The following is a 13132-nucleotide window of genomic DNA, read 5'->3' as shown; positions in this document are numbered from 1 at the left end:
AACAGGAACGCGGAGAATGACGGTGGCCCAGGCCGTCGTCGAATACCTTTCCCGGCAGTACACGGTTGACTCGGTCAACGGCGTTGAGTACCGCGAGCGGCTCATTCCGGGCACGTTCGGTATTTTCGGGCACGGCAACGTGGCCGGTGTGGGCCAGGCCCTGAAGCAGTACCAGCAGCTGGACCCGGCCATCATGCCGTATTACCAGGGCCGGAACGAACAGGCCCAGGTCCACCAGGCCGTGGGATACGCCCGGCACACCCGCCGCCGCCAGACCTACGCGATCAGCACCTCCATCGGCCCGGGCTCGTCCAATCTGCTGACCGGCGCCGCGCTGGCCACCACCAACCGGCTCCCGGTGCTGCTGCTGCCATCGGATACGTTCGCCACGCGCGCTGCCGATCCGGTGCTGCAGCAGCTTGAGCAGCCCTACGCCTACGACATCACGGTCAATGACGCGTTCCGGCCGCTGTCCAAGTTCTTTGACCGGGTCAACCGGCCCGAGCAGCTGTTCTCCGCGTTCCACCACGGCCTGCGCGTGCTGACCGACCCGGCTGAGACCGGCGCGGTGACCATCTCCCTGCCGCAGGACGTCCAGGCCGAGGCCTTGGACGTCCCGGTCGAGTTCCTGGCCGAGCGGGAGTGGCGGATCCGCCGCCCCGAGGCCGACGACGAGGACATCGCCCGCGCCGCCGCAGCGATCCGCGCTGCAAAGCGTCCGCTGATCATCGCCGGCGGCGGCGTCCTCTACGCCTACGCCAACGACGAACTCGCCAAACTGGCCGAGCTGACCGGGATTCCGGTAGGCAACACGCAGGCCGGCGTCGGCGTCCTGCCCTGGGACCACCAGTTCTCCCTCGGCGCCATTGGCTCCACCGGTACGACGGCGGCCAACGCCATTGCCGCCGAGGCGGACCTGATCATTGGCATCGGCACCCGCTACGAGGACTTCACCACCGCGTCCCGGACGGCATTCCAGAACCCGGACGTGAAGTTCGTGAACATCAACGTCGCCCCGATCGACGCCTACAAGCACGGCACCACGCTGCCGATCGTCGCCGACGCACGCAAGGCCCTGGTCAAGCTCAACGCAGCCCTCGGCGGGTACCGGGTCGGCGGGGACCTGGAGCAGAAGATCGAGGCGGAGAAGAAGCGCTGGAACGCCACCGTGGACGAAGCCTTCGACACGAGGTTCACCCCGTTGCCGGCGCAGAACGAGATCATCGGCGCGACCAACCGGGCCATGGACGCCCGCGACGTGGTCATCTGCGCGGCGGGTTCGCTGCCAGGTGACCTGCACAAGATGTGGCGCGTCCGGGACCCGTTCGGCTACCACGTCGAATACGCCTACTCCTGCATGGGCTACGAAATCCCCGGCGGCCTGGGCGTCAAGCGAGCAGCGATCGCCGAAGCAGCAAGCACGACGGCGTCAGGCGCCATCGGTGGGGAAGCCGCCCAGGTGCGGGACGTCGTCGTGATGGTGGGGGACGGTTCCTACCTGATGATGCACACCGAACTGGTCACCGCCGTCGCCGAACGCATCAAGCTGATCGTGGTCCTGATCCAGAACCACGGTTACGCCTCCATCGGATCCCTCTCCGAGATGCTCGGTTCGCAGCGGTTCGGCACGCAGTACCGTGCCCTCGACGAGGAACAGCACAGCTTCGACGAGGGCGAGACCCTGCCCGTGGACCTTGCCCTGAACGCCCAGTCCCTGGGCGTGAAGGTCCTCCGGATCGAACCCGGCGAGAAGGTCATCGCCGAACTCGAGCAGGCCATCCGCGACGCCAAGGCCGCACCCGAAAACAGTGGACCGATCCTGATCCACGTCGAGTCCGACCCGCTCCTGGACGCACCGTCCTCCGAGTCCTGGTGGGACGTCCCCGTCTCCCAGGTCTCCGAACTGGAATCCACGAAACAGGCCTTCCAGACCTACGTCGACCACAAGAACCGCCAACGCAAACTGCTCGGCTAGAACTCTCCGGCCAGCTGTGCCGGGCACAACCCCGCAAGCAACCAAGTCAAAGGAAACCCAACCATGTCAACGACGACTGAAAACGTCATCAACCACTACATCAATGGCGTTGAGACGCCGGGCACCGGAACCGGCACCAAGCCAATCTACAATCCCGCGACTGGTCAGGTCACGGCAGAGCTGCGCCTTGCAGACAAGGCCGACCTGGACACCACCGTCGCCATCGCGCGGGCCGCCGCCGACACTTGGGGTGACATCTCCCTGGCCAAGCGCACCGCCGTCCTGTTCAAGTTCCGCGAACTCGTCGCTTCCCATATCGAGGAACTGGCGCAGCTGATCACCGCCGAGCACGGCAAAGTTCTCGCCGATGCCAAGGGCGAGATCGGCCGCGGCCTGGAAGTCATCGAGTACGCCTGCGGCATCCCCACGCTGCTCAAGGGTGACTACTCGGACCAGGTTTCCACCGGCATCGACGTGTTCTCCTTCCGTGAGCCCCTCGGCGTGGTCGCGGGCATTACCCCGTTCAACTTCCCTGTGATGGTGCCGCTGTGGATGGCCCCCATGGCGATCGCCACCGGCAACGCCTTCATCCTCAAGCCCTCCGGTAATGTCCCGTCCGCCGCTATGCTCCTTGCCGAGCTGTTCAAGGAAGCCGGCCTGCCTGACGGCGTCTTCCAGGTCCTGCACGGCGATCGCGATACTATTTCCGGATTGCTGACGCACCCTGACGTGGACGGCATTTCGTTTGTTGGTTCCACACCGGTGGCCCAGCACATCACAGAAGTTGCCACAGCGCACGGGAAGCGGGTACAGGCCTTGGGCGGGGCGAAGAACCACGCCATCATCCTGCCCGACGCCGACCTGGACAACGCCGCCGACCACCTCGCCGCTGCCGCCTTCGGCTCCGCCGGCCAGCGTTGCATGGCCATCTCCGTCGCCGTCGCGGTCGGGGACGCCGCCGACTTGCTAGTGACCAAGGTCAAGGAACGTGCCTTGGAAATTAGGGTCAAGGACGGCACCGCGCCCGATGCCGACATGGGCCCGGTTATTACCCCTGCATCCAAGGATTTCATCCTTAAGACGGTTACTGAAGCAGAGGCTGCTGGAGCCACGCTAGTAGTTGACGGCCGGGACCTGGTGGTCCCCGGCCATGAAGACGGCTTCTGGGTCGGCCCCACCATCATCGACCACGTCAAGACCGAAATGGCTGCCTACACAGAGGAGATCTTCGGACCCGTCCTCGTTGTGGTCCGTGTCGAGACCCTGGAAGAGGGCATCAAGCTCATTAACGCCAACCCCTACGGCAACGGCACCGCCATCTTCACCTCTTCCGGCGCCGCAGCCCGCAAATTCCAGCGCTCCGTGGATGTCGGCATGATCGGTATCAACGTGCCCCTGCCGGTTCCGGTCGCCTACTACTCATTTGGCGGTTGGAAGGCGTCACTCTTCGGCGACAAGCACATCTACGGCCCCGAAGGTGTTTCCTTCTACACCCGCGGCAAGGTCATCACTTCCCGCTGGCCCGAAACCCACCACGCATCAGGGGCGTCCTACAACTTCCCTTCCAACTAGCCCCGATCGAATGAAGGGATGCGGTTGGGCGTGGTCTTCATTCTCGTACTCCGGACACGCCCGCCCGTAAACCCTGCGAAACTAAGGAAAATACAATGACTGAATCCCTCCGTGTAGCCGTTATTGGTGCGGGGCGCATGGGTGCAGACCACATCAAACGGTTGCACACCCGGATCCATGGCGCCGAAGTAGCTGCAGTCGTAGACGTCGACCTGGTTCGGGCTCAGACCGCGATCGAGGGCATTAGAGGGGCGGTGGCGTTAAGCAGTTTCACGGAAGCTCTAGACCATGAGAACGTAAACGCGGTCCTAATCGCCACCCCGGGTTTCCTGCATGAGGAGGTTCTGGTCAAGGCCCTCGATAAGGACCTTCCGGTTCTGTGCGAAAAGCCTTTGACACCGGATGCTGAATCGTCGTGGAGAGTAGTCGAAGCTGAGACAAAGTTAGGACGTAAACGGATCCAGGTTGGTTTTATGCGTCGCTTCGACGCTGAATACATGGCTCTGAGGTCAGTGATTGGGGACCACGAACTGGGCGAGTTGCTCATGCTGCATCATCAGCACCGAAACCCTGCCGCCCCAGAGAGCTTCACCACCGAGATGCTGATAAACGACTCCGTAGTCCATGAGTTCGATGCCATCCGTTTCCTTACGGGAGAGGAAATCACCAGCATTCAGGTGCGTTTGGGTAAACCCACCCGCAACGCCCCCGCTGGCCAGCATGATCCTCAGCAGGTTCTTGTTGAGACGGAATCCGGTGTCCTGGCTGACGTCGAGATATACGTCAACGCGAGATATGGCTACGAAGTGGCAACACAGGCCTCGTTCGAGGAAGGCATTGTTAGCATCGGTCGGGACGGAGGACCTTATACGCGATACGCCGGCCGGTGGGGCGGCTCCGTTACACCGGGATTCGAGGAACGCTTTGGCACAGCATATGACGTGGAAGTACAGGCATGGGTTGATGCTGCCCTAAAAGGGGAAATTGGTGGGCCTTCCGCATGGGACGGCTATGCCACTGCGGCTTGTTGTGAAGCGGGTATCAAGGCGCAGAAGAGCGGAAAAAACGAGTCAGTAGCACTCAATCAAAAACCCGCGCTCTACGCGTAGTGGATCCGCAGGACTGGGCGGGGAGCATTCATTCAGTGAGACCTCCACCAACGTTATGCTCCGACGGTGGCTACCTCTTGGCTCTGCCGCTCAGTCGCGGAACCTCCATCATCCGCCACCGCTTTATCCGAAGGCCATAGTGACAGGAATGAAGTCACGACTCCCGCCATGTCTTCGCGGCTCCTGCCAGAACTGGCCTGGACGGCCAAGCCCTGAACAACTGTCGCTATCAGACCAGCTGTTTCCGCTGCAGACAGTCCACTGAGCAGCGGACCTACACGCTGAGCTTCCTCAAGTTTCTCCGTTAGCATCCCCCAAAGGGCGTCCCGCTCCTTCGCGAGGTGTTGTCTGATGTCGTCGAACTCCGGACCAGCCGTCAACGCGGCACTGGTTACAAGACAGCCTGCTGGTGTTGCGCCTTCGGCATGCAGCTCAACCATCCGGTAGAGAAGCGTGGAGGCAACTTCGCGGGGAGACGCCTGCTCAAGGGCGGCGTGGCGGAACGCGAGATAATCCTGGTTGTATAGTTCTACAACACGCCTAAAAAGGTCCGTTTTCGAGTTAAACGCACGATAAATGCTCGCCTTGTTCATGCCCATCAATTTTGCGAGAAGTTCGAGAGACGTTCCTTCATAGCCGTAACGCCAGAAGGCGATGAGTGCGGCTTCAAGCGCCGCGGACTCATCAAAGGACCTAGGCCGAGCCATCAATTTCTCCCTTCCTGGGAATCACAAGCGGCACCTCTTGTATCGGGAACCACCGCCTCTCAAATGAGACCGATCGTTTCACACTCGGCGCAACTAGCCGACTGCGTTCGTTCCACGCCATCCCGTTCCCGGCACGCCTGTAGACACCCGACCACCCCTTCAAACAACACCAAGAGTATTTATGTTCCATCCGAGGAGACCAGTCCACGCGAGACAGGCGTCAGTTTCCCCTTCGCCCAGGTCCTGTCATCGGCCCCCGGGCGAGGTGCCGGGAACACCGGCAAAACGACCCGCATAGCCCTGGGTACTCAGGGCTATGCGGGTCGTTCACTTCAGGTCGCCGGTTCCTCCTGAACGATGGCTTGAGAGGCTGCTACTCCCGCTGACGAGGTCGGGGTGTAGCAGCCTGTCCATGCTTCGTTCGGCCGGTTTGGACATGAGGAGATCCTAAGTGCGGGCGGGCGTTGGCCACGGAGTCTCACGAGAGCATTTTCCAGTCTCGTGGCCCGGGGCGCCACGGTCAGCGCGTCGGCGGGGACTGGGTACCCCAGTCATTGAGGAAGCACTCCTGAACAATCTTCCGGGCTGAGTATTTAGGGCGAGATTCATCAATTAGGATGAGGCAACAAGTGTCAGGATCTACACCTGTGCCGCCACAAGTAAGGCTGTCATGCTGCCCTTGCGTCGTTCGGATTTGTCAGACGAGACGCTTAAGGTGATCCGCCAGCCGCCGAAGCATGTGCTTCAGTGGCTGGCGGATCGTGTGGTCCCTCCGCTAAGTCATTGCCGGCAAATGCTGGGAAAGAACCACGGTTATCGCCAGCAGCCGTAACGCCTGCCGGACGACGGGGGGTGGGTTGGTCAGATACGCGCGGGGGTCCAATCAGGAGTGTCGCGAAGTATGAGCTCACTTAGTGTATTAACGGACCGGGTGACGCCCTCGCGCGAGCTTACAAGGATGTCTTCATGCTCGATATTGAGAGGACCGTCGTACCCCACGGAGCGCAACTGGTATACGAAGTCGGCCCAGAAGCCGGCACCTCCCGGGTGTCCCAGGCCCAGTGTCACGTAGTTCCAAGCACGGTTTTTTGCGTCGGACGGAGGAAGGGTGTCAAGGACGCCGTTCACTCCCGAGACTTTCCTATTGATGACCGCGTCCTTGGCGTGGACGTGAAATATAGAGGATCCAAGAGCATGGATTACATCCGAGATGTCAGCTCCCATCCACATCAAGTGTGAGGGATCCAGGTTGCAGCCCACTACTTCGCTGTCCACAGCCTCTCGCAGACGAAGCATAGTGGCAACGTTGAACACAAGCTGGCTGCCTATCATTTCGACTGCCAGCCGTACCCCACGGGCTTTAGCGTAACGTCCAAGATCTTCCCAGTACGGGATTGCTACTTCGTTCCACTGGTAATCGAGCACCTGTAGGGTTTCTGGCGGCCACGAAGTTGTGATCCAGTTGGGAGTACGGTCGCCCCGTGCTGCGGGCAGTCCGGAGGTCAGGACAACTGTCGGCACTCCGAGTTCACCCGCAACAGTGATGGTGTCGCGGACAACCTGGTCATGTTTGAGACCGGAAACGGGGTGCAGTTGATTGCCATTGGCATTCAGCGCGCTCAGCGTGAGCCCGCGGGATGCTACGGCCTCGGACAGTTGTTTCCGTGCGGTGCCGCTGGAAACGAGGTCGGCAAGGTTGGCGTGGGGCGCCTCGGACCAGTTGCCGGTCGCGATCTCAACTGTGTCGAGATTTAGTTCTGCTGCAAAGTCGAGTGCCTTCTCAAGCGGGAGGCTGCCGACTGAATCGGTTATGAGCCCGAGCTGCATGTTTAGTCCATTCTTGTGTGTAACTGATGGATCGGTTTGGAGGCCGGGGGCGATCGTTGACCTATCCAGCAGGCGGGGTGGCCGCGGAGGACCTCAAATTAAAGTGTCTTGATTAGGCCGCCGTCGATCAGGAAGTCGGAGCCGTTAACATTGGCGACGATGGCACCGGACAACATTGCGGCAAGTGCGGCCACTTCGCTGGCCTCAGTGAACCGTCCTGTGGTGAAGCCGCCCTGGGCATCCACCACGCTCTTCTTTGCGACCTCGGCTTCCAGCCCCGTAGCGGAAGAGATTGTGTTGACGATTCCGTCATCCCCGAACCACATGTCGGTTGCGACCGGACCGGGGCTGATTGTGTTGAACCGAATACCGCGGGGACCGAATTCCTTTGAAAGGGCCTTTGAGAGGTTGGTCAGAGCTGCCTTCGCCACTGAGTAGTCAGCAACACCGGGGTCAGGCAGGAATGCGTTGACAGAACTGATGGAGATGACGCTTCCCGCTCCGCGCTCAAGCAGTAGCGGCAATGCGGCGCGGATTGTCCGCAGCGCGGTCTTGAAGTTTACGGAGTACGTTTCGTCGAACGCCTTTTCAGGTATCGCCAAAAATCCGTCCATCCGGGGAGTCACGGCCCCGACGTTGTTCACCAGGATATCAAGACCTCCCAGTTCAGCTGCCCGTTGGATGATCTTCTCTGCAGCTCCTTCATGAAGGAGATCAACTTCCACGGTGACGATCCGGCCTTTTTCCTGGTCTTTCCCGTAGTCCGAGGGGAAACTTCGAGCACTGGCCACAACTGTGGCACCTTCGTTTGCCAGGGCGGATACTATCGCCTTGCCGATTCCCCTGCTGGCCCCTGTCACAACGGCGATTTTGCCATCCAGGTTCAAATCCATGTCGGTTCCCTTTTCACTTGTTGAGGTTTGAAAGATTTGCGCGGAGCACTAGGATTTATGAGCCTTCAGTCCTATCCACGCAGGCTGTGACCGCTGCCTCCGGGCGCAGTCACGCCGGGCGTTGCCCTCTGAAGTGCGGGATCTGTTGCGAGCTAGTTGCATCTGGCAACAGATCCCGGTGACTCCTTCAGGCATCTTTCGTCAGGCCGCCCAGAACTTGAGGATCTGCTCGACGAATTCTTCAGGGGCTTCTTCCGGAATGTGGTGTCCGATGCCTTCAAAGATGTGGTTCGTGACGCTGTCGCTAAATTGCTGCATGGTGTTGAAAAGATTGTCGCGGTCAGCGTAGCCTCCTCCCAAAGTCAGGACGGGCATGGGCAGCCGCTTCTTGCTGCGATCCAGGCTGGCAGCGCGGCCGGCCGGGCTGAAGATCTCGCGGTAGTACATCAGGCCAGCCCTGGCTGCGCCAGTTTTACTGAATACACGCAGGTATTCTTCGAAGGCATCGTGGTCGATTGCCCATGTCCGGGCAAGTTTTGCCGGTCCAAAGAACCACCCGAGGAATTCACGTTCACGACCGTGGATGAGGGCCTCAGGAAGTCCGTCGAGACGGTTGAAGTAGAAATGCCATTGCCTGTTAACTCCCTCCATTGCGGGATAGTCGCCCACAGGAAGGGGTGAAATGCCAGGGATATGGGCATCCGAGGCCACGAGCCGCTTAACGTCCTCCGGATATTCGATGGCGTGCGTGAATCCGATCCATGTGCCGACGTCGTGGGAGACGATATCCACACCTTCGGGGCCGACCAGTCCTAGCTGGTGCAGGAAGACGTGTACGTCCCTCGCGGTCGTCGCCATGTCGTAGCCTTCGGAAGGCATGTCACTGTCACCGAATCCTCGTGGATCAATAGCGTAGACCTTACGTCCCTGCTCAACGAGGAGCGGGATGACGTGACGCCAGGCGTACCAACTCTGCGGCCAGCCTGGGATGAGTACGACAGGCTCGCCTTCACCAGCAACAACGTAGTGCAGCCGTACACCTTCGTCGACGGGGACAAGGCCATGCCGAAGACCATTGATCTGGGAACCCCGGCTGCCCTTAGGGGCAGGTGAAGAGGGTGTAGGAGCTCCGTACCTTTTAGCGTATTCCGAAGTGAGGTCTGATTGAGATGCCATGATATTCCTTCCTAGCTGCCCGCGCCGCCTCGGATCTGGAGTTGCTTCGGCTGCGCTGGTTGTAAGCAATTTTGGGGGTGGGTTCGTCGACCTATTTGAGAACGCCGTAGAGAGTTACTGCTCCAAGGAGGAGTAGCCCGAAGAGGGGCAGCGATTTCAAAATGCGTTCTCGGCGTCCCTCTCCGTCAGCGGGGCGGTTCAGCGACACGACGATTACGATGATCAGACCCGTTACCATCAGGTTTGTCCACTGGTTGACGTTGAGCAGGTTGAGCAGGTTCGAAACCAAGGCCATGATCACGACGCCGATGAGCGTGCCGAAGATGTTGCCGCGACCGCCGGCCAACAGCGTCCCGCCGACAACGACGGCCGCAATCGCGCTTAGCTCATAGCCGCTCGCGAAGTTGGGGTCTGCAGTGTTCAGTTGCGCCATGCCGAGTACACCGGCCAGGGCCGAAAGGACGCTGCTAATGACGTAGACGCCGATGCGGTAACCGCGGACGTTGATGCCTGCGCCGTAGGCCGCCTCTTCATTGCCGCCGACAGCGTAAAGGCTGCGGCCAAACGTGGTGCCGCTGAGTCCCAGTTGTCCTACGACGACCACCACGGCCAGGATGACGATGGGCACGGGGATGCCGAGGACGAGACCGGTGGAGAACCAAGACAGCCCCGGGGCCGTTACCGGCAACGGTGAAGCGTTGGTTAATTCAAAGGCCACGCCCTTCGCCATAGTCATCGTAGCCAAGGTGACGATGAAGGGCTGGAGGTTCGAGTAGGAGACACCAACTCCATTGACGACTCCGAAGAATACTCCGGTGATCAGCGCGGCGATCAGGACCGCCGGGAGACCCCACGCCTGGTACAACGAGCCGACAACGGCAGACGCTGACGCGACCTGTGCAACCGAGAGATCGATGCCGCCCCTGCCGGATAGCACCACCAGCGTTTGCCCGACTGCCAGCAGGCCGATCACGGCACCGAGGCGCAATACATTGGAAAAGTTTGTCGCGGTGAGAAAGGCGGGCGACAAGATGGAACCTACGAGGATGAGTAGCACCAGTACCGGAAGCATTCCACTTACCGAGAGGATTCGACGGAAACGGTCGTTGGTGTGGCTCCCGCGCTTTGAGTCACTGGCGCGGTTCTTGCCCGCCGTATCGGGTGTTATGGTCTGTGTCATTTTGTTGCTCCAATTGCGAGCTGAAGGATGTTTTGTTCGCTGGCTTCAGCGGTTGAGATCTCGCCTACGAGACGTCCTGACCGCATCACGAGTACGCGGTCACAGATGCCCAACAGTTCTGGGAGCTCGGATGAGATCACCAAGGCGGCGGCACCTTTGGCAGTAAACCGCCCAATGTTCTGATAGATCTCTGCTTTCGCACCGACGTCGATGCCGCGGGTTGGCTCGTCCAGAATGTATACGCGCGGATCAGAGCAGAACCAGCGGCCAAGGACCACTTTCTGTTGATTGCCGCCGCTCAGGGATCCCACGGAGGTGGCTACGCTGGGGGCCTTGATATTCACCTGTTCCGCGACTGATTCACAAAGTGCCCTGATCCTGCGTCGCGAAAGCCAGGACATCGTGCTCATTTTCTTCAGGTGCGGAAGCACGATGTTGTGGGAAATCGGGAAGTTGAGTACGAGTGCTTGGCTCTTGCGTTCCTCGGGCACGAGGGCGAGACCAGCCTTAATCGCATCCTTGGGCCTGCGGATCTTGACTTCTTTCCCGTCAATCCGGACCGTTCCCTTGTCGGCCTTATCCAGGCCGAACAGGGAACGTGCGACCTCAGTTCGTCCTGCCCCTACGAGTCCGGCCAGGCCAACGATTTCCCCTGCACGCAGGCTCAGGCTGATGTCCTGGAAACTGCCTTTTCTCGACAGTCCCTCAACTTCAAGGACCTTTTCTCCGATGACGCGTTCTTGCTGGGTGTCAAAGAACCGCTCAACGGACCTGCCCACCATTGCCTGAACGAGGTCGTCTTCGGTCGTGCCGGCGAGAGGCATCCGCGCCACGGACCGGCCGTCCCGCATGACCGTGATGCTGTCCGCCACGTGTTGGAGCTCAGGGAGGCGGTGGCTGACATAGAGGACGGCTGAACCTTCTGCCTCCAACTGCTGGACCACGGCGATGAGACGTTCAACTTCGGGCTCAGTCAGGGTTGCCGTAGGTTCATCAAGGATAAACATCCGACCGCCCGTGGAAATGCCCCGTGCGATCATGACCATCTGTTTCACAGCAGGCCTCAAGTCACGCAGCAGCGATCGCGGGTCGATGTGTTCCAAACCAAGCCGCGCAAGCAGCGCCTCCGAACGGGTCAGCAAATTACGCTGTTGAACGAAGGGCCCGGCGTGCGGGAGCTTGCCAAGGAAGATGTTTTCGGCAATGTTCCGGTCCTCGGCCAAGGAGATTTCCTGGGGAACGAGGTGTATGCCGTGGCGAAGGGCGTCGGATGGAGTACGCAACACAACGGGTTGACCGTCGATGAGGACCTCGCCCGCGTCAGGCCGGACCAGACCGGCGATGACCTTGATCAGCGTTGACTTTCCAGCACCGTTTTCTCCTACGAGGGCGTGTCCGCGGCCTGGGTGGATGTCCAGATTGACGTCAGCCAGGGCCTTCACCCCGGGGTAGCTCTTGCTGATGCCTCGCAACGACAGGATAGGTTCCTGCGCGTGAGGTGCGATTCCCGGTTGTGATGGGTCTTGAGCCATGGTCATCCTTCCCAGGTGCTCTTCAGGACTTCTGCCGCGTTCTCTTTGGTGATAACTGGAGGCTGCTCGAGGAGATAGTCCTTCTCTACGGGCTTGCCCAAGACGTGGTAAAGCGCCACACGGATACCGACGTCGCCGTGCACAGGGTTCCAGGGGGAGAGCGCCTTGAAGACGCCGTCTTGGACGGCCTTGACTGCAGTCTTGCCGTCAACTATTGAGAACTGCGGGACTGAGTCGGCGCGGTTGTAATCCTTTAGGGCTTGGTTGACGCCGTATCCAATTTCCGTGTACTGGGAGTACCAGGCCCCGATCTTTTGGTCCTGATGGGCCTGGAGGTAGTCCAGAGCCACCTTGTATCCCTGGCCCCGGCTGTAGTCAGTGGGTGCCGTGTACTCGATTTTGATGTTGGGATACAGCTCATTGAGGGCCTTTTTGAACCCTTCGTTGCGAAGAATCTGAGGGGATGATCCGAGGGCGCCATCTGTTTCTACAACAACACCTTCTCCATTCATGGACTTTCCAACCTGCTCGGCCAGGCTCCTGGCTGACGCCTCGGTATCAAGGTAAATCCACGAATCGTAGTCCCTCGTGGCTACGGTTCGTTCCATGCCAACGATGGGCGTTCCGGAGTCCTTGATTTTTTCAATTTCAGGCGTCAGGGGTTTAACGGAGTGAGGCCAAACCACAGCAGCATCGACCTTCTGGGCAAGGCAGGAAATCAAGGTCCTGGACCTGCTTCAAGGGGTCATTGTTGGTGTTGTAGTAGAGAACCTTGACATTCGGGTGACGGGCCGCCTCGATGGCTGCACTTTCACGCTGGGCTACCGCCCAAGAACCAATCGAGTCCGCCTGCGAGAAGCAAACTGTGTAGGTCTTGGCGGGATCACCAACCGGTCCATCTGGCAGCGGTGCGATGTTCGAGTAGGGCATGGTGAATTGTTTGCCATCGGGCGACGTCACGGGCGTGCCCTCTTCTGACTTGACCTTGACAGCCGAACTGGGGGCTACCAGGTAGTTTTCACCCGATGCATCGGCATTGGCGCCGTTTCCAGAAGACTGCGTCGGGAGCGGCGGCGGGCTGCATGCCGCCAAGGCGGCCATCAGGGTAACCGCAGCTACCGATGCTGAAACTCGAGTGGTGCTGGTGATTCTTGACATATG

11 protein-coding genes are annotated in these 13132 nt (G+C 60.1%); 3 read left to right on the top strand and 8 right to left on the bottom strand.

The window, feature by feature from the left end; genetic code table 11:
* The first annotated feature begins 16 nt into the window (after positions 1-16).
* The 3 genes from iolD to QF050_RS03330 all read left to right on the top strand — a co-directional run bounded on the left by iolD (position 17) and on the right by QF050_RS03330 (position 4656).
* Complete coding sequence (iolD, locus tag QF050_RS03340; RefSeq protein WP_308929153.1) at positions 17-1975, top strand: 3D-(3,5/4)-trihydroxycyclohexane-1,2-dione acylhydrolase (decyclizing); 1959 nt, start codon at positions 17-19, stop codon at positions 1973-1975.
* 63 nt (positions 1976-2038) lie between these two features.
* The gene (locus QF050_RS03335) at positions 2039-3547 is read left to right on the top strand and encodes a CoA-acylating methylmalonate-semialdehyde dehydrogenase (protein WP_308929152.1); all 1509 of its coding nucleotides are present in this window, start codon (positions 2039-2041) and stop codon (positions 3545-3547) included.
* A 95-nt stretch (positions 3548-3642) separates the two neighbouring features.
* Positions 3643-4656, top strand: a complete 1014-nt coding sequence (locus tag QF050_RS03330; RefSeq protein WP_308929151.1) for a Gfo/Idh/MocA family oxidoreductase — start codon at positions 3643-3645, stop codon at positions 4654-4656.
* A gap of 53 nt (positions 4657-4709) precedes the next feature.
* Here the strand turns inward: QF050_RS03330 and QF050_RS03325 are convergent, their stop codons facing one another.
* The 8 genes from QF050_RS03325 to QF050_RS03290 form a co-directional block, all read right to left on the bottom strand.
* Entirely contained in the window at positions 4710-5363 is a 654-nt protein-coding gene (locus QF050_RS03325; RefSeq protein WP_308929150.1) for a TetR/AcrR family transcriptional regulator, read from the bottom strand.
* Between the two features lie 861 nt (positions 5364-6224).
* Positions 6225-7190, bottom strand: a complete 966-nt coding sequence (locus tag QF050_RS03320; RefSeq protein ID WP_308929149.1) for a sugar phosphate isomerase/epimerase — start codon at positions 7188-7190, stop codon at positions 6225-6227.
* Positions 7191-7288: 98 nt separating this feature from the next.
* On the bottom strand, positions 7289-8083 hold the full coding sequence (locus tag QF050_RS03315) for an SDR family NAD(P)-dependent oxidoreductase (protein WP_308929148.1): 795 nt from the start codon (positions 8081-8083) through the stop codon (positions 7289-7291).
* Between the two features lie 201 nt (positions 8084-8284).
* Complete coding sequence (locus QF050_RS03310; RefSeq protein WP_308929147.1) at positions 8285-9259, bottom strand: alpha/beta hydrolase; 975 nt, start codon at positions 9257-9259, stop codon at positions 8285-8287.
* 91 nt (positions 9260-9350) lie between these two features.
* Positions 9351-10439, bottom strand: coding sequence for an ABC transporter permease (locus QF050_RS03305; protein ID WP_308929146.1), 1089 nt, complete (start codon positions 10437-10439; stop codon positions 9351-9353).
* Positions 10436-11971: a sugar ABC transporter ATP-binding protein gene (locus QF050_RS03300; protein ID WP_308929145.1), complete on the bottom strand. Its 1536-nt coding sequence runs from the start codon at positions 11969-11971 to the stop codon at positions 10436-10438. The genes QF050_RS03305 and QF050_RS03300 overlap by 4 nt, the downstream gene beginning before the upstream one ends.
* 2 nt (positions 11972-11973) lie before the next feature.
* Positions 11974-12693: a substrate-binding domain-containing protein gene (locus tag QF050_RS03295; protein WP_308929144.1), complete on the bottom strand. Its 720-nt coding sequence runs from the start codon at positions 12691-12693 to the stop codon at positions 11974-11976.
* Entirely contained in the window at positions 12635-13129 is a 495-nt protein-coding gene (locus QF050_RS03290; RefSeq protein WP_308929143.1) for a hypothetical protein, read from the bottom strand. Before QF050_RS03290 ends, QF050_RS03295 begins: the two co-directional genes overlap by 59 nt.
* Between the last annotated feature and the right edge of the window lie 3 nt (positions 13130-13132).

Origin of the sequence: Arthrobacter sp. SLBN-112 (assembly GCF_030944625.1) — a bacterium.
Lineage (GTDB): Bacteria > Actinomycetota > Actinomycetes > Actinomycetales > Micrococcaceae > Arthrobacter.
This window is presented reverse-complemented; position numbering and strand designations above follow the sequence as displayed.

Bases quoted from the DNA above. Each gene is read 5' to 3' on its own strand.
- QF050_RS03300 (WP_308929145.1), bottom strand. From the start codon at position 11,971: ATGGCTCAAGACCCATCACAACCGGGAATCGCACCTCACGCGCAGGAA.
- QF050_RS03325 (WP_308929150.1), bottom strand. From the start codon at position 5,363: ATGGCTCGGCCTAGGTCCTTTGATGAGTCCGCGGCGCTTGAAGCCGCA.
- QF050_RS03320 (WP_308929149.1), bottom strand. From the start codon at position 7,190: ATGCAGCTCGGGCTCATAACCGATTCAGTCGGCAGCCTCCCGCTTGAG.
- QF050_RS03310 (WP_308929147.1), bottom strand. From the start codon at position 9,259: ATGGCATCTCAATCAGACCTCACTTCGGAATACGCTAAAAGGTACGGA.
- iolD (WP_308929153.1), top strand. From the start codon at position 17: ATGACGGTGGCCCAGGCCGTCGTCGAATACCTTTCCCGGCAGTACACG.
- QF050_RS03305 (WP_308929146.1), bottom strand. From the start codon at position 10,439: ATGACACAGACCATAACACCCGATACGGCGGGCAAGAACCGCGCCAGT.
- QF050_RS03290 (WP_308929143.1), bottom strand. From the start codon at position 13,129: ATGTCAAGAATCACCAGCACCACTCGAGTTTCAGCATCGGTAGCTGCG.
- QF050_RS03330 (WP_308929151.1), top strand. From the start codon at position 3,643: ATGACTGAATCCCTCCGTGTAGCCGTTATTGGTGCGGGGCGCATGGGT.
- QF050_RS03335 (WP_308929152.1), top strand. From the start codon at position 2,039: ATGTCAACGACGACTGAAAACGTCATCAACCACTACATCAATGGCGTT.
- QF050_RS03315 (WP_308929148.1), bottom strand. From the start codon at position 8,083: ATGGATTTGAACCTGGATGGCAAAATCGCCGTTGTGACAGGGGCCAGC.